The organism is Bradyrhizobium sp. USDA 3397, from assembly GCF_054060965.1.
In genome coordinates this window covers 5043328-5063782 of record NZ_JBSSDS010000001.1, presented here as the reverse complement: position 1 = coordinate 5063782, position 20455 = coordinate 5043328, and the positions used below count along the sequence as shown (strand labels likewise).

Annotated in this window: 21 protein-coding genes; 12 read left to right on the top strand and 9 right to left on the bottom strand. The window is 64.8% G+C overall.

The genetic code is table 11. From position 1 onward, the window contains the following. Nucleotides 1-2: 2 nt before the first annotated feature. The gene (gene dnaQ / locus ACVWYQ_RS23405) at nt 3-725 is read left to right on the top strand and encodes a DNA polymerase III subunit epsilon (protein WP_271543244.1); all 723 of its coding nucleotides are present in this window, start codon (nt 3-5) and stop codon (nt 723-725) included. Here dnaQ and secB read toward each other — a convergent pair. Beyond that, nucleotides 716-1204, bottom strand: a complete 489-nt coding sequence (gene secB / locus ACVWYQ_RS23400) for a protein-export chaperone SecB (protein WP_036003132.1) — start codon at nt 1202-1204, stop codon at nt 716-718. The genes dnaQ and secB overlap by 10 nt on opposite strands. A gap of 397 nt (nt 1205-1601) precedes the next feature. Here secB and ACVWYQ_RS23395 point away from each other — a divergent pair, with 397 nt between their 5' ends. Genes ACVWYQ_RS23395 through ACVWYQ_RS23385 form a run of 3 tightly spaced genes read left to right on the top strand, consistent with a single transcriptional unit; the run spans nt 1602 to nt 4409 of the window. Further along, nucleotides 1602-2309: a Tim44/TimA family putative adaptor protein gene (locus ACVWYQ_RS23395; protein WP_036044972.1), complete on the top strand. Its 708-nt coding sequence runs from the start codon at nt 1602-1604 to the stop codon at nt 2307-2309. Further along, on the top strand, nt 2287-3822 hold the full coding sequence (locus ACVWYQ_RS23390) for a murein transglycosylase A (protein WP_271543246.1): 1536 nt from the start codon (nt 2287-2289) through the stop codon (nt 3820-3822). Before ACVWYQ_RS23395 ends, ACVWYQ_RS23390 begins: the two co-directional genes overlap by 23 nt. After that, nucleotides 3819-4409, top strand: coding sequence for a Smr/MutS family protein (locus tag ACVWYQ_RS23385; protein WP_157285164.1), 591 nt, complete (start codon nt 3819-3821; stop codon nt 4407-4409). Before ACVWYQ_RS23390 ends, ACVWYQ_RS23385 begins: the two co-directional genes overlap by 4 nt. Before the next feature lie 158 nt (nt 4410-4567). Here the strand turns inward: ACVWYQ_RS23385 and ACVWYQ_RS23380 are convergent, their stop codons facing one another. From ACVWYQ_RS23380 to hslV, 5 genes are all read right to left on the bottom strand, one after another. After that, nucleotides 4568-5692: a hypothetical protein gene (locus ACVWYQ_RS23380; protein WP_271543249.1), complete on the bottom strand. Its 1125-nt coding sequence runs from the start codon at nt 5690-5692 to the stop codon at nt 4568-4570. 28 nt (nt 5693-5720) lie between these two features. After that, nucleotides 5721-7025 carry an ATP-dependent protease ATPase subunit HslU gene (gene hslU, locus ACVWYQ_RS23375; protein WP_036003145.1) on the bottom strand — a complete coding sequence of 435 codons (1305 nt, stop codon included), beginning with the start codon at nt 7023-7025 and terminating at the stop codon, nt 5721-5723. Nucleotides 7026-7074: 49 nt separating this feature from the next. Further along, nucleotides 7075-7692 carry a DUF2585 domain-containing protein gene (locus ACVWYQ_RS23370; protein ID WP_271543252.1) on the bottom strand — a complete coding sequence of 206 codons (618 nt, stop codon included), beginning with the start codon at nt 7690-7692 and terminating at the stop codon, nt 7075-7077. Next, nucleotides 7689-8171, bottom strand: coding sequence for a GNAT family N-acetyltransferase (locus ACVWYQ_RS23365; protein WP_271543254.1), 483 nt, complete (start codon nt 8169-8171; stop codon nt 7689-7691). The genes ACVWYQ_RS23370 and ACVWYQ_RS23365 overlap by 4 nt, the downstream gene beginning before the upstream one ends. A gap of 190 nt (nt 8172-8361) precedes the next feature. Further along, nucleotides 8362-8922 (bottom strand): ATP-dependent protease subunit HslV, encoded by a 561-nt coding sequence (gene hslV, locus ACVWYQ_RS23360; RefSeq protein WP_036003154.1) that lies wholly within the window; start codon nt 8920-8922, stop codon nt 8362-8364. A 191-nt stretch (nt 8923-9113) separates the two neighbouring features. Here hslV and hisB point away from each other — a divergent pair, with 191 nt between their 5' ends. The 8 genes from hisB (at nt 9114) to ACVWYQ_RS23320 (ending at nt 16313) form a co-directional block, all read left to right on the top strand. After that, the gene (hisB, locus tag ACVWYQ_RS23355; protein ID WP_036044988.1) at nt 9114-9707 is read left to right on the top strand and encodes an imidazoleglycerol-phosphate dehydratase HisB; all 594 of its coding nucleotides are present in this window, start codon (nt 9114-9116) and stop codon (nt 9705-9707) included. A gap of 64 nt (nt 9708-9771) precedes the next feature. Beyond that, entirely contained in the window at nt 9772-10302 is a 531-nt protein-coding gene (locus ACVWYQ_RS23350) for a DUF2628 domain-containing protein (protein ID WP_157285168.1), read from the top strand. After that, complete coding sequence (gene hisH / locus ACVWYQ_RS23345; protein ID WP_404544960.1) at nt 10299-10949, top strand: imidazole glycerol phosphate synthase subunit HisH; 651 nt, start codon at nt 10299-10301, stop codon at nt 10947-10949. The genes ACVWYQ_RS23350 and hisH overlap by 4 nt, the downstream gene beginning before the upstream one ends. Next, a complete protein-coding gene (gene hisA / locus ACVWYQ_RS23340) occupies nt 10946-11683 on the top strand; it encodes a 1-(5-phosphoribosyl)-5-[(5-phosphoribosylamino)methylideneamino]imidazole-4-carboxamide isomerase (RefSeq protein WP_404544957.1) in 738 nt (245 codons plus the stop codon). The genes hisH and hisA overlap by 4 nt, the downstream gene beginning before the upstream one ends. Nucleotides 11684-11686: 3 nt before the next feature. Continuing rightward, on the top strand, nt 11687-12460 hold the full coding sequence (gene hisF, locus ACVWYQ_RS23335; RefSeq protein WP_057025778.1) for an imidazole glycerol phosphate synthase subunit HisF: 774 nt from the start codon (nt 11687-11689) through the stop codon (nt 12458-12460). Between the two features lie 77 nt (nt 12461-12537). Continuing rightward, a complete protein-coding gene (locus ACVWYQ_RS23330) occupies nt 12538-12861 on the top strand; it encodes a phosphoribosyl-ATP diphosphatase (protein ID WP_404544955.1) in 324 nt (107 codons plus the stop codon). Between the two features lie 36 nt (nt 12862-12897). Continuing rightward, on the top strand, nt 12898-13854 hold the full coding sequence (gene coaA, locus ACVWYQ_RS23325) for a type I pantothenate kinase (RefSeq protein ID WP_404544952.1): 957 nt from the start codon (nt 12898-12900) through the stop codon (nt 13852-13854). A gap of 488 nt (nt 13855-14342) precedes the next feature. After that, nucleotides 14343-16313: a hybrid sensor histidine kinase/response regulator gene (locus tag ACVWYQ_RS23320; RefSeq protein ID WP_404544950.1), complete on the top strand. Its 1971-nt coding sequence runs from the start codon at nt 14343-14345 to the stop codon at nt 16311-16313. 3 nt (nt 16314-16316) lie between these two features. Here the strand turns inward: ACVWYQ_RS23320 and ACVWYQ_RS23315 are convergent, their stop codons facing one another. The 3 genes from ACVWYQ_RS23315 to ACVWYQ_RS23305 form a co-directional block, all read right to left on the bottom strand. Further along, entirely contained in the window at nt 16317-17375 is a 1059-nt protein-coding gene (locus tag ACVWYQ_RS23315) for an AI-2E family transporter (protein WP_271543267.1), read from the bottom strand. Between the two features lie 71 nt (nt 17376-17446). Beyond that, nucleotides 17447-18076, bottom strand: coding sequence for a histidine phosphatase family protein (locus tag ACVWYQ_RS23310; RefSeq protein ID WP_271543269.1), 630 nt, complete (start codon nt 18074-18076; stop codon nt 17447-17449). 85 nt (nt 18077-18161) lie between these two features. Then, nucleotides 18162-20405 (bottom strand): ATP-binding protein, encoded by a 2244-nt coding sequence (locus ACVWYQ_RS23305; RefSeq protein WP_404544947.1) that lies wholly within the window; start codon nt 20403-20405, stop codon nt 18162-18164. Nucleotides 20406-20455: the final 50 nt, after the last annotated feature.

The following is a 20455-nucleotide window of genomic DNA, read 5'->3' as shown; positions in this document are numbered from 1 at the left end:
ACATGCGCGAAATCGTCCTCGACACCGAAACCACCGGCCTCGATCCGCTGCGCGGCGATCGGTTGGTCGAGATCGGCTGCGTCGAGATCTTCAACCGCATGCCGACCGGACAGACGTATCACGTCTACATCAACCCCGAGCGGGACATGCCGGCGGAAGCGTTTGCGGTGCACGGATTGTCGTCCGAGTTCCTGGCGACCAAGCCGTTGTTCCACGAGGTCGCCGACGACTTTCTGGCATTCATCGGCGACGCCCCGCTGGTGATCCACAACGCCTCGTTCGACATCGGCTTCATCAATGCCGAGCTCGACCGCATCAAGCGCGCTGCGATCCCGCGCGAGCGCCTGGTCGATACGCTGCTGCTGGCGCGTCGCAAGCATCCCGGCGTGTCCAACCGGCTCGACGATCTCTGCTCGCGCTATTCGATCGACAATTCACACCGTACCAAGCACGGCGCGCTGCTGGACGCCGAGCTGCTCGCCGAGGTCTACGTCGATCTGGTCGGAGCGCGGCAGTCGCAGCTGCTGCTGGCCTCGGACGCCGAGGAGATCAGGGTCAGTAGCACCGGCGATGCGCCGCGGCGGCAACGCCCGGTGCCGCTCGCGCCGCGGATTTCCGAAGCCGAGCGCGAGGCCCATCGGGCCTTCATCGCAACGCTCGGCGACAAGGCGATCTGGAACGAGTACCTGCCCGCTCCAGCCGTGCTGGCGGCGGCTCAGGCCTGACCGGCCTGTCCGCCCTGAGCGGCCATTTGCCGCTCCATGTTCTGGCGGTAGAGACCGACGAAGTCGACCGGATCCAGCATCAGCGGCGGGAACCCGCCATCGCGAACCGCCGTCGCAATGATCTCGCGTGCGAACGGGAACAACAGGCGCGGGCACTCGATCATGACCAGCGGGTGCAGGTTCTCCTTGGGCACGTTGACGATCCGGAACACGCCGGCATAGGCGAGCTCGAACGAGAACATCACTTTACCGGCGGTCTCGGCCTTGCCCTCGACCGACAACGTCACCTCGAATTCCTGTTCACTGAGATTGTTGGCGTTGACGTTGATCTGGATGTTGATCTGCGGCGGCTGGCTCTGCGGCTGAAGTGAGCTCGGCGCGTTGGGATTTTCGAACGAGAGGTCCTTGGTGTATTGCGCCAGCACGTTGAGCTGGGGAGCCTGAGCCGCCTCGGGAGGGGTACCGTTACCGTTGGTCATGAAAGTGTCTCCTTACCCGATTGGGGCTGAATTTCGCGGCGGTTGGCTAACATAGGGCCGGCTCGTTCCACAAGGACGAACGGTCCCGGACCAGGAATTCGGGCCGCAATCGCGCCTTTGACGTTCCTCCTGCCTTTTCCGCGAAATTTCGCCTTAAACGATTGAAGATGCGCCATTTCCGGACAGGATCGGGTTTCCCCTTAAGCATAAAACGCGCTACACTTGGCGCTGTGCCAAAAGGCGCCATTGGCCGGGCCAGATTTCGTGCCTACATCCCACGGACCTGACGTGGACCCAAAATGGTGATGTAGTCTTGCCGTTTCCGTAAGGAACGGTCTACTGGCCGGATTGATTTTCCCGGCAACGAGCCCTGCAAAGACCAGAAAGCGAATACGACGTGGACATCTACACCATCATATTCCTGGCGCTGGCCGTCTTCATCTTCTTGCGGCTGCGTAGCGTGCTGGGGCAGCGTACCGGCAACGAGCGGCCGCCGTTCGATCGCACCGCCGCCCGCAACGCGCTCGGAGGCGCCCAGGACAACAACGTCGTGACCATGCCGGGCAAGGTGATCGACCAGGCCCCGCTGGCGCCGACGGCCGAGCCGACCGCGCCGGCCGATCGCTGGAAGGGGCTGACCGAGCCGGGCACGCCGCTGGCGCAGGGTCTCGATGCCATCGTCGAGAAGGATTCCAGCTTCGACCCGCGCCATTTCCTCTCGGGTGCGCGCGGCGCCTACGAGATGATCGTGCTGGCTTTTGCCAATGGCGACCGCCGCGCGCTGCGCGATCTGTTGTCGTCGGACGTCTATGACAGCTTCGACGCCGCGATCAAGGAGCGCGAGAAGAACGAGCAGAAGACCGAGACGCGGTTCGTGTCGATCGACAAGGCCGAGCTCGTCGGCGCCGAGTTGCGCGATCGCAGTGCGCAGCTCACCGTGCGCTTCGTCTCGCAGATGATCTCGGCCACGCGCGACAAGGCCGGCAACATCGTCGACGGCAGCGCCGACACGGTCGCCGACATCACCGATATCTGGACTTTCGCCCGCGACACCTCCTCTCGCGATCCGAATTGGAAGCTGGTTGGCACCGGAAGCGCGAATTAAGATCTTCCTGAAGAACGGCGCGACGGCGCTTTGCGCAGCCGCCGTCGCGCTGTCGTCGTTTTCGCTCGGTGCCGAGGCGGCGCGGCGTCACCATCGCAGCCACTACCACCATCTGCCGCGAACGCCTGCCGCTCCGCCGCGGGCCTTGCCCTATCCGCAGCTCACCCTGCCGTTCGAAATTCCCGGCGCGCAATATCTGCCGCTGGCCTGGGCGGACGTGAAGGGATGGGGCGACGACAATCATCTCGCCGCGTACAAGACCTTCCGCGCCAGCTGCAAGCCGATCAATGCGCAGAACGGCGAAGCCAAGGCCGAGCCCAAAGCTTTGGGCACCTCGCTGGGCGAGCCCTGCCGGGTTGCCAAAACCCTCGATCTCGTCGACGACGGCAAAGCGAAGAGCTTCTTCGAGGAGAACTTCACGCCGCTGCGGATCTCGCGGCTCGGCGAGCCCGACGGATTCGTCACCGGCTATTACGAGCCGGTGCTGGAGGGATCGCGAACGCAGACCGATGTCTACAACGTGCCGGTCTATCGCCGTCCCTCGAACCTGTTCGTGCGCGGCTACAAGCAGGATGCGCTCAGCCTGCCCAACAAGGGCCCGGTCTATCGCAAGATCGGCCGCCGCAAGCTGGTGCCCTATTACGACCGCGGCGAGATCGAGGACGGCAAGATCGCCGGCCGCGGGCTCGAGATTGCCTGGCTGAAGGATCCGACCGATCTGTTGTTCGCGCAGATCCAGGGCTCGGCCCGCATCAAGTTCGACGACGGCAGCTCGGTTCGGCTCAATTACGATGCCTATAACGGCTATCCCTACACGGCGGTCGGTCGCATCCTGATCGAGCGCGGCATCATCCCGAGAGAGGAGATGTCGATGCAGAAGATCAGGGAGTGGATGGCGCAGAACCCCGACGGCGCCAAGGAGCTGCGCCGCGCGAACCGCGCCTACATCTTCTTCCGCGAGGTCAACCTCTCCGACAAGGAGGAGGCAGTCGGCGCGCAAGGCATTCCCTTGACCGCGGGGCGCTCCATCGCGGTCGACAAATCGCTGCATGTCTACGGCACGCCGTTCTTCATCGAGGGCGAGCTTCCGATCGAGTCGGAACGCGCCAAGACGCCGTTCCGCCGGCTGATGATCGCGCAGGACACCGGCTCTGCCATCATCGGGCCCGCACGGGCCGATCTGTTTTTCGGCGCCGGCGCGGATGCCGGCCGTGTCTCCGGCCGGCTGCGCCACCCCATGCAATTCGTGATGCTAGTGCCGAAGAGCCTCGATCCCGCCCCGCGCGCCGCGAAGCTGCCGATCCCGGACCCAAGGCCCGCCGAGAAGATCGCAAAGCTGTTTCCGCAAACCGATCCGGCGAAGACTGGCACGCCTGTCGCCGCGGCAACGCAAGGCAAGACCGAAACGATTGCGGTCGCCGGCCCCATTCCCCTGCCCGTGCCACGTCCCGCGATCGAGCCTGCCCCTGAGCCGCGCCGTCCGGCGAAGAATCGTCCCCATCGCCCGCAATGAAACGGCCGTCCCGTCCGCCCGTGCTGGAGCCTCGCCCCTCGCCGCGTCGTCGCGCGCTGAGCGAGGAGGAGCGCGAGCTGTGGGATCTCGTCGCAAAGCATGTCAAGCCGCTGCGAAAGCATCGCGCGGCCAAGGCGCATGCTACCCCGCGCGCCGAATCTTCGCCCGGGTCCCAGGTGACGAGGACTTCGCCACCGTCAAGGCCGGTTGCCGCTGCACCGGCGCCGCGCGTTGCAAAGCCGTCTATTCCGCCGCTGGCGCCGCTTGGCAAGCGCGAGCGGACCAAGCTGTCGCGCGGCCGCAGCGAGATCGAGGCGCGGCTCGACCTGCACGGCATGACCCAGATGCGCGCCCATCGCGCGCTGGCCGGCTTCCTGCACCGCGCCCATCAGGACGGCCTCACCTTCGTGCTCGTCATCACCGGCAAGGGACGCAGCGGCGGCGAAAGCGGCGTGCTCCGCCGCCAAGTGCCGGAATGGCTCAGCCTGCCGGAATTCCGCGCCTTCGTGGTCGGCTTCGAGGAAGCCGCGATCGGCCATGGCGGCGAGGGGGCGCTGTATGTGCGGATCAGGCGCCCCAGGGGTTAGCGGTTCTACACCTCTCCCGCTTGCGGGAGAGGTCGGCGCGAAGCGCCGGGTGAGGGCTCTCTCCTCTTGGGGATTCCCGCCGCCGAGAAAGCCCTCTCCCCAACCCTCTCCCGCAAGCGGGAGAGGGAGCGCACCTCCGATGCCGCGCAAGCAGAGCTCTAAAACGGCCGGATGATTCCGACGCGTGGGATCAGCGTGAGTATCAAACCGAAGATGTTGGTCTTCCGATCCTCCGCCGGAATCGGCGCTGCTTCCTGCTTGGCCGGCAGCATCTTCACCGCGTGCAGGATCAGGAACATGCAGACCGCCCAGTTCGAGATCCAGCGTGAATAGTCGAACACCATAGCGAACATCACAAGATAGGCGACACTGATGCCGACCAGTGCTGCGATGACGAGCCGCTTGTGCAGATCGCCGGCGAGCGCGCCGATCAGGCTGGCAAAGAAGCGCCACAGCGGCGCGTGCAGCCAGATCAGAAGCGCGAACACGGGCACGCCGAGGATGTTGTGCGGCAGGCGGCCCCAGGTGTCGGCAACCTCCTTCGCCAGCGGCTGGTACCAGATGTAGGCGAATTGCAAGAGGTCGATGCGCGCAGGATCGGCCATCCGGCTTTTGAGATAGGCGACGAAGTCCGCTTCGGGGACCGGCATCGTTCCCAGAAACTGCGCGGCGAAGAACAGCGCGGAGACAATGGCGAGAGCGACCCCGCCGAAGACAACATTGCTGCGGTCACAGCCGTAAGCAAGGTAATGCCGGATCACGACGATGGTGATGATCGTCGGCACGTACATCAAGAGATGAATGTGATGGATCAGCACGAGAACGATCGAGAACAGCGCAGCCATGACCACGAAGACCAGCGAGCCCGCCGGCATCAGCAGCAGGATGATCGCCAGCGCGCAGCCATAGATGTCGAAATGGCCGAGCGTGTGCATGAAGTTCTTCAGGAAGAACGGCGAGCCGGCGGTGAAGACGAACAGCGGCAGCGTTTTCGCGGAGAAGCCGAACGTGTTCTGGAAGAGCCTGGCATAGAGGCCCAGCGTTGCAAGCCACGTCGCCCCGCCGAGCGCGAACACTGGCCATACCGGCACCTTGTCGGTGAACAGCGCGACGATTGCCCCGATCAGCGCGCGCTTGATGAAGCCGAAATGATAGTCGACCAGGAGGTGGATGTACGGGACATAGGGCGGCAGCTGGATCTTGTGAATGAGCACGCCAACGATGACCGCCGCGTTGATCGCGAGCAGGAGCCGCCAGGGATTTTGCAGGATGCGTACGGTCACGCCGCATCCATAGCGTGACCGCCCTGAATTACAAAATGAACCGGCTGAGATCCGCGTTCTTGGCGAGGTCGCCGATGTGCTTTTGCACGTAATCCGCATCGAGCCGAACGGTCTCGCCGTTGCGGTCGGGGGCGGTGAAGGAGATCTCGTCCAGCACCCGCTCCATCACGGTCTGCAGCCGCCGGGCGCCGATGTTCTCGACCGTCGAATTGACGGCAACCGCAATGTCGGCCAGCGCGTCGATGGCGCTGTCGGTGATGTCGAGTGTCACGCCTTCGGTCTGCATCAGGGCGACATATTGCTTGATCAGCGAGGCCTCGGGCTCGGTCAGGATGCGGCGCATGTCGTCGCGGGTCAGCGCCTGCAACTCGACGCGGATCGGAAGGCGGCCCTGCAATTCCGGCAAGAGGTCGGACGGCTTGGCGACGTGGAAGGCGCCCGACGCAATGAACAGGATGTGGTCGGTCTTGACCGCGCCGTGCTTGGTCGAGACCGTGGTGCCCTCGATCAGCGGCAGCAGATCGCGCTGGACGCCCTCGCGCGAGACGTCGCCGCCGACCCGGCCGTCGCGGGCGCAGATCTTGTCGATCTCGTCCAGGAACACGATGCCGTTGTTCTCGACCGCGCTGATCGCCTCCAGCGTCAGCTGCTCGGTGTCCAAGAGCTTGTCGGATTCCTCGTTGACGAGGATCTCGTGCGAGCTCTCCACCGTCAGCCGGCGCGTCTTGCTGCGGCCGCCGAGCTTGCCGAAGATGTCGCCGAGCGAGATCGCGCCCATCTGGGCGCCCGGCATGCCCGGGATCTCGAACATCGGCATGCCGCCGCCCGACGACTGCGTCTCGATCTCGATTTCCTTGTCGTTCAGTTCGCCGGCGCGCAGCTTCTTGCGGAAGGATTCGCGCGTCGCCGAGCTCGCATTGGCGCCGACCAGCGCATCGAGCACGCGCTCCTCGGCGGCAAGCTGGGCGCGCGCCTGCACGTCCTTGCGCTTGCGCTCGCGCACCTGCGCGATTGCGACCTCGACGAGATCGCGGATGATCTGCTCGACGTCGCGGCCGACATAGCCGACCTCGGTGAATTTGGTCGCTTCCACCTTCAGGAACGGCGCATTTGCGAGCTTGGCGAGCCGCCGCGCGATTTCCGTCTTGCCGACGCCGGTGGGGCCGATCATCAGGATGTTCTTCGGCAGCACCTCCTCGCGCAAGGAGCCGGTGAGCTGCTGCCGGCGCCAGCGGTTGCGCAGCGCGATCGAGACGGCGCGCTTGGCGTCGCCCTGGCCGACGATGAAACGGTCGAGTTCGGAAACGATTTCGCGGGGGGAGAAGTCTGTCATGTCTGATTAGCTAGGGCGGGAGACGGCCAAGGACAAGCCGCATTTTGGGTCAGATGATCGGCGGGCCGGATTGCCACTGCTTCACGGCATCGATCGGATGGATCAGCATCAGGATATTGAGCGTCAGATTGTCGCGAATGTGGAGCGCCAGCACGATCTCGAAGGCCAGCCCCAGCAGCACAGTCGCGGTGACAGGCAGCGCGCGAGCGGCCAGGAACCCCAAGATCATGGCCAGATTGTCCGAGACCGAATTGAGGATGCTGTCGCCGTAATAATCCAGCGAGATCGTGCCGGCGCGGTAGCGCTCGATGATGAAGGGCGAGTTCTCGACGATCTCCCAGGCGCCTTCGATCAGCATCGCGATGATCAGCCGTGCGGGCCAGGAGAGAGGCAGGAAGGGTAACCGCGCGAACAGCAGCCAGGTCAGGCCGTAGAACAGGAAGCCGTGCAGCACGTGTGAGAACGTGTACCAGTCTGCAATCTGCTGGGAATTCTCCGAGCTGTTCACCACGCCGTGCCACAGCTTGATGGTGCCGCAGGCGCAGATCGGCACCCGTCCCATCGCAAGCAGGATCGCGGCTTGCAGCGCCAGCAGCAGCAGCGCGATGCCGACCCAGGCGAGCGGCGGGAAGGTGGTCTTGGCAGCGGGGCTTGCGGCGAGCGTCATGGGTCTCGGATCATCAGGAGTGCGGGACCGTCGGGCGTGACGATCTCGTGCTGCGGCACGAAGCCAGCTTTCTCATAGGCACGAATCGCGCGCGCATTGGAAGGACTCGGGTCTATCACGATGCGCGGCACACCGCGCGCGAAGAGCTGGTCGATGAAGGCGCGGATGAAAGCGGAGCCGTGGCCGCGTCCGAGCATGTCAGCCTCGCCGATGAACTGATCGAGGCCGCGAGTGCCCACGGGCTGCGGGCCGAAGCTGACATGCCAATCGCCGAGCCGGTAGCACTGCAGGTAGGCGAAAGGCCGGCCGTCACGGCTGACGATGAATTGCGCCAGGTCAGGATGATCGAGGTCGCCGCCGACGAATTCAAGCGTCTCCGGATCATGCCACCACTCGGCGACATGCGGTGCGTCGAGCCAGCGCCGGATCAGCGGCATGTCGGCCGCGGTCATGGGACGGAAGGTGTAGCTTTGCGTCATCTAGCGCCCACAGCGGTGCTGCTCTCCCTCTCCCGCTTGCGGGAGAGGGTTGGGGAGAGGGTGTTTCCGCAATGGGACAATCCCCCAGAGGGAAGAGCCCCCACCCGGCGCTTCGCGCCGACCTCCCCCGCAAGAGGGAGAGGCTGCACCGATCGTGCGGAGAGGCTCTCGGACAAATGACCCCTCCGCCCTACCCCGTAGCCAGGCTCTCGATCGTCAGATTCCGGTTGGTGTAGACGCAGATGTCCGCGGCGATGTCCAGCGAGCGGCGGACGATGGTCTCGGCGTCCTTGTCGGTGTCGAGCAGAGCCCGGGCCGCCGCCAGCGCGTAATTGCCGCCGGAGCCGATCGCCATCACGCCGGCCTCGGGTTCGAGCACGTCGCCGGTGCCTGTCAGCACCAGGGAGACGTCCCTGTCAGCCACGATCATCATGGCCTCCAGCCGCCGCAGATAGCGGTCGGTGCGCCAGTCCTTGGCGAGCTCCACCGCCGCCCGGGTCAGCTGCCCCGGATATTGCTCGAGCTTGGATTCGAGCCGCTCGAACAGCGTGAAGGCGTCAGCCGTGGCGCCGGCAAAGCCGCCGATCACGTCGCCCTTGCCGAGCTTGCGGACCTTCTTGGCATTGGACTTGATCACGGTCTGGCCGATCGAGACCTGGCCGTCGCCGCCGACCACCACCTTGCCGCCCTTGCGGACCGTTAGAATCGTGGTGCCGTGCCAGCCCGGCGAGCTGTTCTGGGAGTCCTGCATGAATACCTCACTGTCCGGCCTGATTTAGGCGGTCGGGACCAAGGGCACAACGGGCCGTTCCGGGCCGAATTTCGCTCACCATAGGCAGAAGTAGAGGTCCGGCCGGCCGTTCCCGCAGTAGCGAAGGTGTCATTTGGCTGTTAAGAGACTGGCGTTTTCGGCTCCCTAGCTAGGATGAAAGCCAGCTTTCAATGCGCACCGCGACGATCAAGCGCAAGACCAAGGAAACCGACATCGAGGTCTCCGTGAACCTCGATGGCACCGGCGTGGCCAATATCGCGACCGGCATCGGCTTTTTCGACCATATGCTCGATCTTCTCGCCCGCCATTCCCGCATCGACCTCACGGTCAAGGCGGTGGGCGATCTGCACATTGATTATCACCATACCACCGAGGACACCGGCATCGCGCTTGGCCAGGCGGTCAAGCAGGCGCTCGGCAACATGGCGGGTATCACCCGCTACGCCGGCGTGCACATGCCCATGGACGAGACGCTGACGCGCGTGGTGATCGACATCTCGGGCCGCCCGTTCCTGGTGTTCAAGGCCGACTTCCCCCGGCACAAGATCGGCGAGTTCGACACCGAGCTGGTGCGCGAATGGTTCCAGGCCTTTGCCATCAACGCCGGCGTGACTCTCCACGTCGAGACCCTATATGGCGATAACAGCCATCATATCGCCGAGTCCTGCTTCAAGGGTCTGGCGCGGGCGTTGCGCACGGCCGTGGCGATCGATCCGAAGGCGGCGGGCGAAATCCCGTCCACCAAGGGCTCGCTCGGCGGCTGACATCTTCCGTCTTGCGGCGAAGGCTGCTGGCGGCATCACTGAATTTCGAGAACGGGGCATCACCATGCCTGTCTACACAGTTCACGCTCCCTCACCCGCAGGAGCCGACCCGCGCGCGACCGACAGGATCGTGTTCGTGCGCGACGGCTTCCATTTCTGGGCGATGATCTTCGGTCCGTTCTGGCTGTTGTGGAATCGGCTGTGGCTGGCGCTGATCGGCTATCTGATCTTCCTGGCCGCGTTCAACGCCGGGCTGTCGAGCCTCGGCGTCGGGCGCTCCTCGATCTTCTTCGCCGATTGCATCGTCGCGCTGCTGATGGGCCTCGAAGCCTCGAGCCTGCGCCGTTGGACCTTGTCGCGCGGCAAATGGCGCCAGCTCGACATCGTCGTCGCCGACGACAGCGATACTGCGGAGCGCCGCTTCTTCGAGCGCTGGAGCCAGAAGCAGAACGGCAGCGCTGGCGATCAATGGGCCGTCGATCGCGGCGGCCCGCCGCCGACCCGCAATGTGCCGGGTCAGCCATTCTCGAACCCGCCGCCCATTCCAGCCGGCGGCATCATTGGGTTGTTTCCAGAACCGGGAGGGTCAAGATGAGCGTCGCCATCATCGATTACGGTTCCGGCAATCTGCATTCAGCCGCGAAAGCCTTCGAGCGCGCCGCGCGCAGCCTGGAGAGCCCGCAAAAGGTCTTTGTTACCAGCGATCCGGACCAGGCTTACGAGGCTGACCGCCTGGTGCTGCCCGGCGTCGGTGCCTTCGCCGATTGCCGGCGCGGGCTCGATGCCGTCAACGGCATGGTCGAGGCCATCACCGAAGCGGTGCGCGTCAAGGCGCGGCCGTTCTTCGGCATCTGCGTCGGCATGCAGCTGATGGCGAGCCGCGGCAAGGAACACGTCGTCACCGAGGGCCTGAACTGGATCGGCGGCGACGTCGAGAAGATCACGCCGCGCGATGAAGGCCTGAAGATCCCGCACATGGGTTGGAATACGCTCGAGGTGCTCAGGGAGCATCCGGTGCTCGACAAGCTGCCGCTCGGCCCGAAGGGCCAGCACGCTTATTTCGTGCACTCCTATCACCTCAATCCCGCCAGCGAGGCGGACGTGCTCGCGCGCGCCGATTACGGGGGGCCCGTCACCGCGATCGTCGGCAAGGACACCGCCATCGGCACGCAATTCCACCCCGAGAAGAGCCAGCGCTTTGGGTTGGCCCTGATCTCGAACTTCTTGCGATGGAAACCGTGATTCTCTTTCCCGCGATCGACCTCAAGAACGGCCAGTGCGTGCGCCTCGAGCAAGGCGACATGGCGCGCGCGACCGTGTTCAACCTCGATCCGGCCGCGCAGGCGCAGAGCTTTGCCGAGCAGGGTTTTGAATATCTCCACGTCGTCGACCTCGACGGTGCCTTCGCCGGCAAGCCGGTGAATGCCGGGGCGGTCGAGGCGATGTTGAAGACGATCAAGATTCCGGTGCAGCTCGGTGGCGGCATTCGCGATCTCGCGACCGTCGAAGCCTGGCTCGACAAGGGCATCACCCGCGTCATCATTGGCACCGCCGCGGTGCGCGATCCGGAGCTGGTGAAGTCTGCGGCGAAGAAATTTCCCGGGCGGGTCGCGGTCGGGCTCGATGCGCGCGACGGCAAGGTCGCGGTCGAAGGCTGGGCCGAGACGTCGCAGGTCACGGTGCTCGAGATCGCCAAGCGCTTCGAGGATGCGGGCGTTGCCGCCATCATCTTCACCGACATCGCGCGAGACGGCCTGCTCAAGGGCTTGAACTTAGAGGCGACCATCGCGCTGGCCGATGCCATCTCGATTCCCGTGGTCGCCTCCGGCGGCCTCGCCTCGATCGAGGACGTGAAAGCCATGCTGACGCCGTGCGCGAAGAAGCTCGCCGGCGCGATCGCCGGCCGCGCGCTCTATGACGGCCGGCTCGATTCCGCCGCCGCCCTCACCTTGATCCGCGACGCGCGCAGGAGCTGACCCATGTTCAAGGTGCGCGTGATCCCCTGCCTCGACGTCAAGGACGGCCGAGTCGTCAAGGGCGTCAATTTCGTCGATCTGCGCGATGCTGGCGATCCCGTCGAAGCCGCCATCGCCTATGACGCCGCCGGCGCCGACGAGCTCACCTTCCTCGACATCACCGCGACCCACGAGAACCGCGGCATCATGCTGGACGTGGTCCGTCGCACGGCGGAAGCCTGCTTCATGCCTGTCACCGTTGGCGGCGGCGTGCGCGAGGTCAACGACATCAAGACGCTGCTGCGCGCCGGCGCCGACAAAGTGTCGATCAACAGCGCCGCGGTGGCGCGGCGCGAATTCGTCAAGGAAGCCGCGGAAAAATTCGGCGAGCAGTGCGTGGTGGTCGCGATCGACGCCAAGCGCGTCAAGCGTCCGGGCGGCGACCGCTGGGAGATCTTCACTCATGGCGGGCGCAACTCGACCGGCATCGACGCGATCGAATACGCCCAGGAGGTGGTTTCACTCGGCGCCGGCGAGATCCTGCTCACCTCGATGGACCGCGACGGCACAAGGCAGGGATTCGACATTCCGCTGACCCGGGCGATCGCCGACAGCGTTCCCGTTCCCGTGATCGCCTCGGGCGGCGTCGGTAATCTCGACCATCTCGTCGACGGTATCCGCGACGGGCACGCCACGGCGGTGCTGGCGGCTTCGATCTTCCATTTCGGGGAATTTACGATTCGTGAGGCCAAGGAGCACATGGCGCGACGCGGGCTGCCGATGCGCCTCGATGCCTGACGACTCCCGTTCATAAGAATGCTACGCTGGTGGCTGGGGATGGCCGCCGTGGTCCCATGTGTTTCCGAGTGAGTCCGATGCCGCGTTTCACGATCCATGATCTGGCCGAAACCATCGACGCCCGCGCAGCGTCCAGCGGCGAAGCATCGTATACCCGCAAGCTGCTCGACAAAGGCCCCGAGCATTGCGCCAAGAAGTTCGGCGAGGAAGCAGTCGAAACCGTAATCGCTGCAGTCGAAAACGATCGCGCGCATCTGATCGCTGAAAGTGCCGACCTGCTCTATCATTTCCTTGTGCTGCTGAAGGCGCGCGGCATAAAGCTGGAAGAGGTCGAGGCCGCGCTGGACAAGCGGACCTCGATGTCGGGGCTGGAAGAGAAGGCGTCGCGCAAGGGCGGCTAGGCAAGGGCGAATAGATCGCAACGGAAAGGCGGCGTCATGGATATCCGCGCACCCGAGCAGCAGTACAATCCCTACCGCGTTTATACGCGCGAGGAATGGGCGCGACTGCGCGACGATACGCCGATGACGCTAGAGCCGGGCGAGTTCGACCGGCTGCGTTCGCTGCACGATCGCCTTGACCTGCAGGAGGTCGAAGACATCTATCTGCCGCTGTCGCGCCTGTTGTCGATCTACGTCGATGCGATGCAGCGGCTGTATTACGCCGAGCGCCAGTTCCTCAACATCCGGGATCGCAAGGTGCCCTACATCATCGGCGTCGCCGGCTCGGTGGCGGTCGGGAAATCCACCACGGCACGCGTGCTCCAGGCCCTCCTGGCGCGCTGGTCGCCGCGGCCGAAGGTCGAGCTGATCACCACGGACGGATTTCTCTATCCCAACGCGGTGCTCGAGCGGCACGGCATCATGCAGAAGAAGGGTTTTCCGGAGAGCTACGATCTGCCGATGCTGCTCAACTTCCTCTCCGACATCAAGGCCGGCCGTCGCCACGTCCGTGCGCCGGTCTATTCGCATCTGACCTACGACATCGTGCCGAACCAATGGGCCGAGATCGACCAGCCCGACATCCTGATCGTCGAAGGCGTCAACGTGCTGCAGACCGGCAAGCTGCCGCGCGATGGCAAGGCGGTGCCGGTGGTTTCCGACTTCTTCGATTTCTCGGTCTATATCGACGCCGACGAGGCGGCGCTGCGGCAATGGTACATCAAGCGCTTCCTGGCGCTGCGCGACACCGCATTCACCGATCCGAAATCCTACTTCAACCGCTACGCGCTGTTGTCGGACGAGGAAGCCACCGCGACCGCGATCGCAATCTGGGAGCGTACCAACCTCGCCAATCTCGAGGATAACATCCTGCCGACCCGGCCCCGTGCGACGCTGATCCTCAAGAAGGGCGCCGACCACACCGTGGAGAGCGTGGCGCTCAGGCGGCTCTAGCCAGCCGGACAGCCGAGCCGATCGCAATTTTCCAGCTGAGTATCTTTTGATGCAGACCGGCAAAGGGTATTCCGTTATGGCCTTCGAAAACGAGAGGGGCCATGGTTGATCGTCTCAGAAGCGCTGCAGAGCATCTCGAAGCGCCGACATGTCCGGACTGCCAAGTCGAGATGAGGTGGTATCGCTCCGAATTGCTCGCGGACGAGCCGGTCCCGGTCATCGCCCACCTTTTTGTGTGCCCGCATTGCAAGCGCGCCGCCCGGACAGATACGGTCTCCAAGGGGCACTCAGGGACCGCCCGGTCGACTTTCGGCGCCGCGATTCCACGCCCACGCAGCATAATGGCCCAGAAGCCGCTGCGTCGGGCTTCGGCTGCGCCCGCAGCCGGTCGAGAGTGCATCAGGCCGAGGTATTCTTAGTCCTTGTGGGGAACTTTGCTGCTGCCTATTCGTTAAGCAACCCCGCCCTGTTCTGTCTCGAGGATCCGTATGAGTCAAACGCCGCTCGACCAGCTCGAGGACGGGCGCCGCCTCGAGCTGCTGGTCAACGCGATCGTCGACTATGCGATCTTCATGCTCGATACCGATGGGATCGTACGGACCTGGAATGTGGGGGCCGAGCGTCTCAAGGGTTATTCCGCAGGCGAAATCGTCGGCAAGTCGTTCTCGGCGTTCTACACGCCCGAGGATCGCGCCGCGGGCCTGCCCGACAGGGCGCTGACGACAGCGCGTGAGACAGGGCGCTTCCATTCCGAGGGCTGGCGGGTGCGCAAGGACGGCAGCCGGTTCTGGGCCCTCGTCGTCCTCGACGCGATTAGGGACGAGCAGGGCCGCCTGATCGGCTTTGCCAAGGTGACGCGGGATATCACCGAGCGGCAGCAAGCGCACGCCGAGCTGCTCGAGAGTGAGCGACGCTACCGTCGCTTGATCGAGGCCGTGATCGACTATGCCATTTTCCAGCTCGACCCGCAGGGCAACGTCGCGACCTGGAATCCAGGGGCTCAGCGCATCAAAGGCTATGCTCCGGATGAGATCATCGGGCAGCATTTCAGCCGGTTCTACACGCCGGAAGATATCGCAAGCGGAGTCCCCAAGCGCGCGTTGGCAGAAGCTCGCGAGCACGGCCGCTTCGAGGCCGAAGGCTGGCGGTTACGAAGGGATGGAACGCGCTTCTGGGCCTCCGTCATCATCGATCGAATCGTCGGCGAGACAGGCGAGGTCATCGGTTTCGCCAAGGTCACGCGCGATCTCACCGAACGCAAGCGCGCACAGGACGAGCTCAAGCAGGTTCAGGAGCAACTGCTCGCCTCGCAGAAGCTCGAGGCCGTCGGACAGCTCAGCGGCGGCATCGCGCACGATTTCAACAACCTGCTCATGATCGTGCTGGGCAACATCGAGACTGCGGAGCGCAATGCCCGCCAATTGGCCGGCAGCGGCAATCTCCAGCGCGCTCTAGGCCACGCCAAGCGTGGTGCCCAGAGAGCTGCGGCGCTGACCAGCCGCTTGCTTGCCTTCTCGCGCCGCCAGGCACTTGATCCGAAGCCGATCAACGTCAACAACTTCCTGAACGGCGTGCAGGATTTCCTGCAGCGTACGCTCGGCGAACGGATCGAAGTCGAGACTGTCGGGAGCGCGGGCCTGTGGCAGATCGAAGCCGACGCAAACCATCTGGAGTCGGCGATCATCAATCTCGCCATCAACGCCCGCGACGCCATGCCGGACGGCGGCAAGCTCACCGTCGAGGCCGTGAATGTCTCGGCCGATGATGATTACAGCCGCATCAATCCCGAGCTGTCGCCAGGTCAGTACGTCGTAATTTGTGTGACCGACACCGGAAGCGGAATGTCGAGCGAGGTGCTCGATCATGCCTTCGAGCCCTTTTTCACGACAAAAGAGCCGGGGCACGGCACGGGACTCGGTCTCAGCCAGGTCTATGGCTTCGTCAAGCAATCCGGCGGGCACGTGAAGATCTACAGCGAGGTCGGCCACGGCACGAGCATCAAGATGTACTTCCCTCGTTATCTCGGCACGAGCCGGGCGCCTGCCAACGAGCCGGAAGACGTGTTGCCCGAAGGCGAGAAGATTGAGACCCTTCTCGTTGTCGAGGATGATGCCGACCTCAGGGCCTATGTGTGCGATGTCCTGCGCGACCTCAATTATCGCGTCCTCTCCGCGCCGAGCGCTCAAGGCGCTCTGACGATTCTGCTCCAGGAGGAGCCGAGAGTGGATCTGCTTCTAACCGATGTCGTCATGCCCGGAATCAACGGTCGCGAGCTCGGGAGACGGGCGCAGCAGATTCGGCCGGGACTCAAGACTCTTTATATGACCGGATATTCCAGGAACGCCGTCGTCCACCAGGGCCGCCTGGATGAAGGGGTCGATGTTCTCGAGAAGCCCGTCTCGCAAGCGAAGCTGGCGCTGCGTGTGCGCGAGATCCTAGACCGGCCGGCCAAGGAATGAAGGTCACTTTCGGACGTCATCTCGCGCTTTCCCGACGACGAAGATGTGCCAAGTCGTCAGAAACATCGCAGCAACGAGCGGGCCGATGACGAACCCGTTCGCTCCGAACGTCGCAAGGCCGCCCAGCGTGGCAAGCAGCACGACATAGCTAGGCATCTGGATCGACTGGCCGACCAGGATCGGGCGGAGAAAATTGTCCGCAAGGCCGATCACGAAGGTGCCGAAAGCGAGCAGGATGAGGCCCTTCGTGACCGAACCTGCAACAAGCAGGTAAAGCGCAACCGGAACCCAGACCAGCGCGGAGCCGAGCACCGGCAGCAGCGAGAGCAGCGCCATCAGTGCGCCCGCCAGCAGCGGCGCTGTGAGGCCGAGCAGCCAGAAGATGAGCCCGCCGAGCGCTCCCTGTATCAAAGCGACGAGAACGATGCCCTTGATCGTTCCACGAACCGCCAGGGTGAAGACATCGAGAATTTCGGCGGTATGGCTCGGGCTCAGCGGGAGCGCCTCGCGAATGCGGGCATTGAGCTCGTCACCGTCGCGCAGCAGGAAGAACAGCAGGTACAGCATCACGAGCAGGCTTGCGACGAACTCCAGCGTCACCTGACCGATGTTGATCGCGTGCCCGGCCAGCTGTTGGCCGGCCGGGACGACCAGACCCGACAGGCGTTCCCTCAGGGCCGAAAGATCGATGCCGGCCAGGCGGTCCCCGAGCGACGCAGCCCAGGCGGGCAGCGCGGATTTCAGCTGCTGCAGGGGATGAGCCAGGCTGATCTCCCCGCTCTGAACGCGCTGATACAGCTCCCCGCCCTGGTCGATCAGCGACGCGATGATGATCGCCACGGGGATCAGGACCATGACGACCACCACGATGACGGTGGCGAGGGCGGCAAGGTTGTGCTTTTCGGGCACGGATTTCAGGACCCGCCGATAGAACGGGGCGAAGATGATGGCCAGCAGCGTGGCCCACAACACGGCACCGGAGAACGGCCAAAGCACCCAGACGAACGCGACGGAGATCGCGCCGAGCAGGATGAGGAATGAACGATTCTCCGATGTTCTCACGTGTTCGCCAGCTCTTCGCTCGTTCGCCAGATGATGTCCGTAGCACAACATCGTGGCGGAGCGGCAGGTCCTCACCTGCCCGCTTTCGCGATCCAATCCGCAAGCGTGATGCGACCTGCGAAGGTGGCGGGGCCCGAGCCGCCGGCCTTGTAGACGAAGGCCTCGCCTTCCCCGACGTTGCCGGCGTCCTTGCCGAAGGCATCGGCGATGTTGGTCTTGTGGGTGACCAGGACGGTGTTGGTGCCGGCCTGCGGCGGCGCATCGACGAGCTGACGCACGGCCTGCCCGGCCTTGGTATTGGCGCCGGTCGGGTTTGCCATTCCCGATGCGCTGGCGTTGCTGCTGTCGGTCAGGGCATCGACCGGCTTGACCTCACGGCCGGAGATCAGCTTGCCGGCTTCGACCGCGCGGTTCAGGCGGCTGGTGTAGACGTCGCCGATGGGGATCGCGAGGTCCTTGACCGCCGTCCCGATCTGGCGCGCCGCGTCCCTGCCCTTCTCGCTGAGCTGACGCTGGGCACTCATGTCGTCGAACTTGAAGGGATAGACATCCTTCTGGCTGTCGTCAGTCGCGGTGTGTCGGAAGATCAGGACGTAGCCGCCCTGCTTCAGCGACGAGATGAGGTCCGGTGTGTCGGCGGCTGCGTGGCGGGAGATTCCAGCCAGGAGAACAATCAGGGCGAGGCGGCAAAGCACGTTCATGCGCAAAATCCTTTGGTTGCAAAATGCCCCCGGAGTGATCGTGACGCGCAACGCGCTCGATTTCAATTGCGATCGTCAGACGAGATCAGGTTCCCGTGAGATCCGGAGCCGTCTGGTGCCGGGACGCGGCAAGGCCCGCCAGCGCCTCCTCGAGCTTCTCACGGTCGACCGGCTTGATCAGAAATCCGTTCATGCCTGCCTCGAAGCAGGCATAACGATCCTCCACCAGCGTGTTGGCGGTGAGCGCCAGGATCGGCGTCTGGGAATCGCCCAGCGCGGCCTCGTGCGCGCGGATGCGCTTTGTCGCCTCGATGCCGTCGAGCTGCGGCATCTGGATGTCCATCAGCACGAGATCGTAGGGCGTGCCGGCCGATGAGGCGGCGAGCCAGGATTCCAGCGCGGCCTCGCCATGGACGGCAATGACGACGCGGTGGCCGAGCTTGGTCAGCAGCGAGCGCATCAGCAAGGCGTTGATTTCGTTGTCCTCGGCGACGAGGATCGACAGGCCTTTCGCTGGCGCGGGGCCGGCGGAGGCCGGTGGCGGCTCCGGCGCGAGATCGGGCGAGGCGACCTCCGGCGTCAGGGCAAGGCGTGCGGCGAGCGAGGCCGCGCGCAGCGGCTTCACCAGAAAGCCGGTGAAAGCCGGCGACAGCTTCTCGTGGCGCGAGCTCGACGTCAGCAGCACGAGGCGCTGCAAGGCATGCGCGCGGGCGGCCTCACCGAGCTGATCGGCTGCGGCTGGACCGATCGCCCGATCGATCAGCACCGCGTGCCAGGAGCGTTCCGGCAGCAATGCTTCGGCGACCGCCGCATCTGCAATCAGGCAGGTCTGGCTGCCCCAGCGTTCGAGGCGCCGGGCGATGAGCGAGGCTTCGATGCCGTCGGCGACGAGGAGCATCGACTTGCCGGTGAGGTCGGGACTCGGAAATGCGGTCTGCCCGGCGCCGCCTTGCGACGGCGGAAGCGGCACCGCGACCTCGAAGGTCGAGCCCTTGCCCGGCTCGCTCGTGAGCGTGATCCGGCCGCCCATGCGCTTGACGATGCGCTCGCTGATGGCGAGGCCAAGGCCGGTGCCGCCATAGGTGCGGGCGACGCGCTCGTCGGCTTGCTCGAATTCGCGGAAGATGCGCTGCTGGGCCTCGGCTGCGATGCCGATGCCGGTGTCGCGAACCAGGAAGCTGATCTCGTTCGGCCAGATGCCGGGCTCGACGATCAGTGCCACGCCGCCGCTGCTCGTGAACTTGATGGCGTTGCCGGCGAGATTGAGCAGCACCTGGCGCAGCCGCGCGGCGTCGCCGACCACTTCGAGCGGCAGGCGCTCGTCGACATAGGCGGCGATCTCGAGCGACTTCGCCTGCGCGCGCGGCGCGAGCAGCTCGGTGATCTCCTCGACCAGGGTCGAGAGCGCGAAGGGACGTTGATCGAGGTCGAGCTTGCCGGCCTCGATCTTGGAATAGTCGAGCAGCTCCTCGATTAGCGCCATCAAGGCTTCGCCCGAGGTCTTCACCGCCCTGGCATAAGTCGCCTGCTCCGGCGTCAGATCGGTGTCGAGCAACAGGCCGCCCATACCGATGATGCCGTTCAGGGGGGTGCGGATTTCGTGCGAGGCCATCGCCAGGAAGCGCGACTTGGCGCGGTTGGCGGCGTCGGCCTGGTCGCGCGCGTCGGACAATGCGCGCTCGGTCTCGGTGCGGTCAGTGACGTCGCGTCCGACGCTCTGCAACTCGGCGGGCTGGCCGGCATCGAGGCGGACATAGCCCTCGCGCCAGGCGATCCATCGCGCGCCGAGCGGGGTTGCGATCTTCTGGTCGTGGATGCGCGTGCCGCTGCTCTCGCGGGCACTGTCGCCCTGCTCCAGCACGTCGAAATCGAAGCGCGTGCCGACCAGCGCGCTGCGCGCCTGTCCTGCGAGCGCGCAATAGGCGTCGTTGGCAAAGCTGATGCGGCCGTCGGTAGCGCGCAGCACGATCAGGTCGCCCTGCTGCTCGAACAGGCTGCGGGCGCGCTCTTCCGCTTCCTTCAGCTCCCAATTGCGGTCGATCAGGGCTTCGTTGTGGGCGGCGAGCGTCCGCAGCTGCTTGTTGACGAAGCGCAGGCGCATGCTCAGCGTCGCAAGGCCGAGGCAGGCGAGCGCAAACAGGAAGCTGGCACCGATCGCAAAGGTATGGGGATCGTAGCCGGAATTGTCGGACCGGCTGCCGGAGACGAAACCATAGGCGCCGCCGAACGTCGCCGAGAAGATCATGAAGGAGCGGATCGCGAAGGCGAGCCTCGGATGCCGTCGCCTGAAACGACGCATGCGCACCTTGATCCGGAACGTCCGACCCATCGCAACCGACCCTTGCCTGAAATCCCCGCCGCCGCGTGCGACGATGGCCC

Excerpts from the sequence above, each read along its gene's own strand:
- dnaQ (WP_271543244.1), top strand. The coding sequence starts at position 3 with ATGCGCGAAATCGTCCTCGACACCGAAACCACCGGCCTCGATCCGCTG.
- secB (WP_036003132.1), bottom strand. The coding sequence starts at position 1,204 with ATGACCAACGGTAACGGTACCCCTCCCGAGGCGGCTCAGGCTCCCCAG.
- ACVWYQ_RS23385 (WP_157285164.1), top strand. The coding sequence starts at position 3,819 with ATGAAACGGCCGTCCCGTCCGCCCGTGCTGGAGCCTCGCCCCTCGCCG.
- hslU (WP_036003145.1), bottom strand. The coding sequence starts at position 7,025 with ATGACAGACTTCTCCCCCCGCGAAATCGTTTCCGAACTCGACCGTTTC.
- ACVWYQ_RS23370 (WP_271543252.1), bottom strand. The coding sequence starts at position 7,692 with ATGACGCTCGCCGCAAGCCCCGCTGCCAAGACCACCTTCCCGCCGCTC.
- ACVWYQ_RS23365 (WP_271543254.1), bottom strand. The coding sequence starts at position 8,171 with ATGACGCAAAGCTACACCTTCCGTCCCATGACCGCGGCCGACATGCCG.
- hslV (WP_036003154.1), bottom strand. The coding sequence starts at position 8,922 with ATGCAGGACTCCCAGAACAGCTCGCCGGGCTGGCACGGCACCACGATT.
- hisB (WP_036044988.1), top strand. The coding sequence starts at position 9,114 with ATGCGCACCGCGACGATCAAGCGCAAGACCAAGGAAACCGACATCGAG.
- ACVWYQ_RS23350 (WP_157285168.1), top strand. The coding sequence starts at position 9,772 with ATGCCTGTCTACACAGTTCACGCTCCCTCACCCGCAGGAGCCGACCCG.
- hisH (WP_404544960.1), top strand. The coding sequence starts at position 10,299 with ATGAGCGTCGCCATCATCGATTACGGTTCCGGCAATCTGCATTCAGCC.
- hisF (WP_057025778.1), top strand. The coding sequence starts at position 11,687 with ATGTTCAAGGTGCGCGTGATCCCCTGCCTCGACGTCAAGGACGGCCGA.
- ACVWYQ_RS23330 (WP_404544955.1), top strand. The coding sequence starts at position 12,538 with ATGCCGCGTTTCACGATCCATGATCTGGCCGAAACCATCGACGCCCGC.
- coaA (WP_404544952.1), top strand. The coding sequence starts at position 12,898 with ATGGATATCCGCGCACCCGAGCAGCAGTACAATCCCTACCGCGTTTAT.
- ACVWYQ_RS23320 (WP_404544950.1), top strand. The coding sequence starts at position 14,343 with ATGAGTCAAACGCCGCTCGACCAGCTCGAGGACGGGCGCCGCCTCGAG.
- ACVWYQ_RS23310 (WP_271543269.1), bottom strand. The coding sequence starts at position 18,076 with ATGAACGTGCTTTGCCGCCTCGCCCTGATTGTTCTCCTGGCTGGAATC.
- ACVWYQ_RS23305 (WP_404544947.1), bottom strand. The coding sequence starts at position 20,405 with ATGGGTCGGACGTTCCGGATCAAGGTGCGCATGCGTCGTTTCAGGCGA.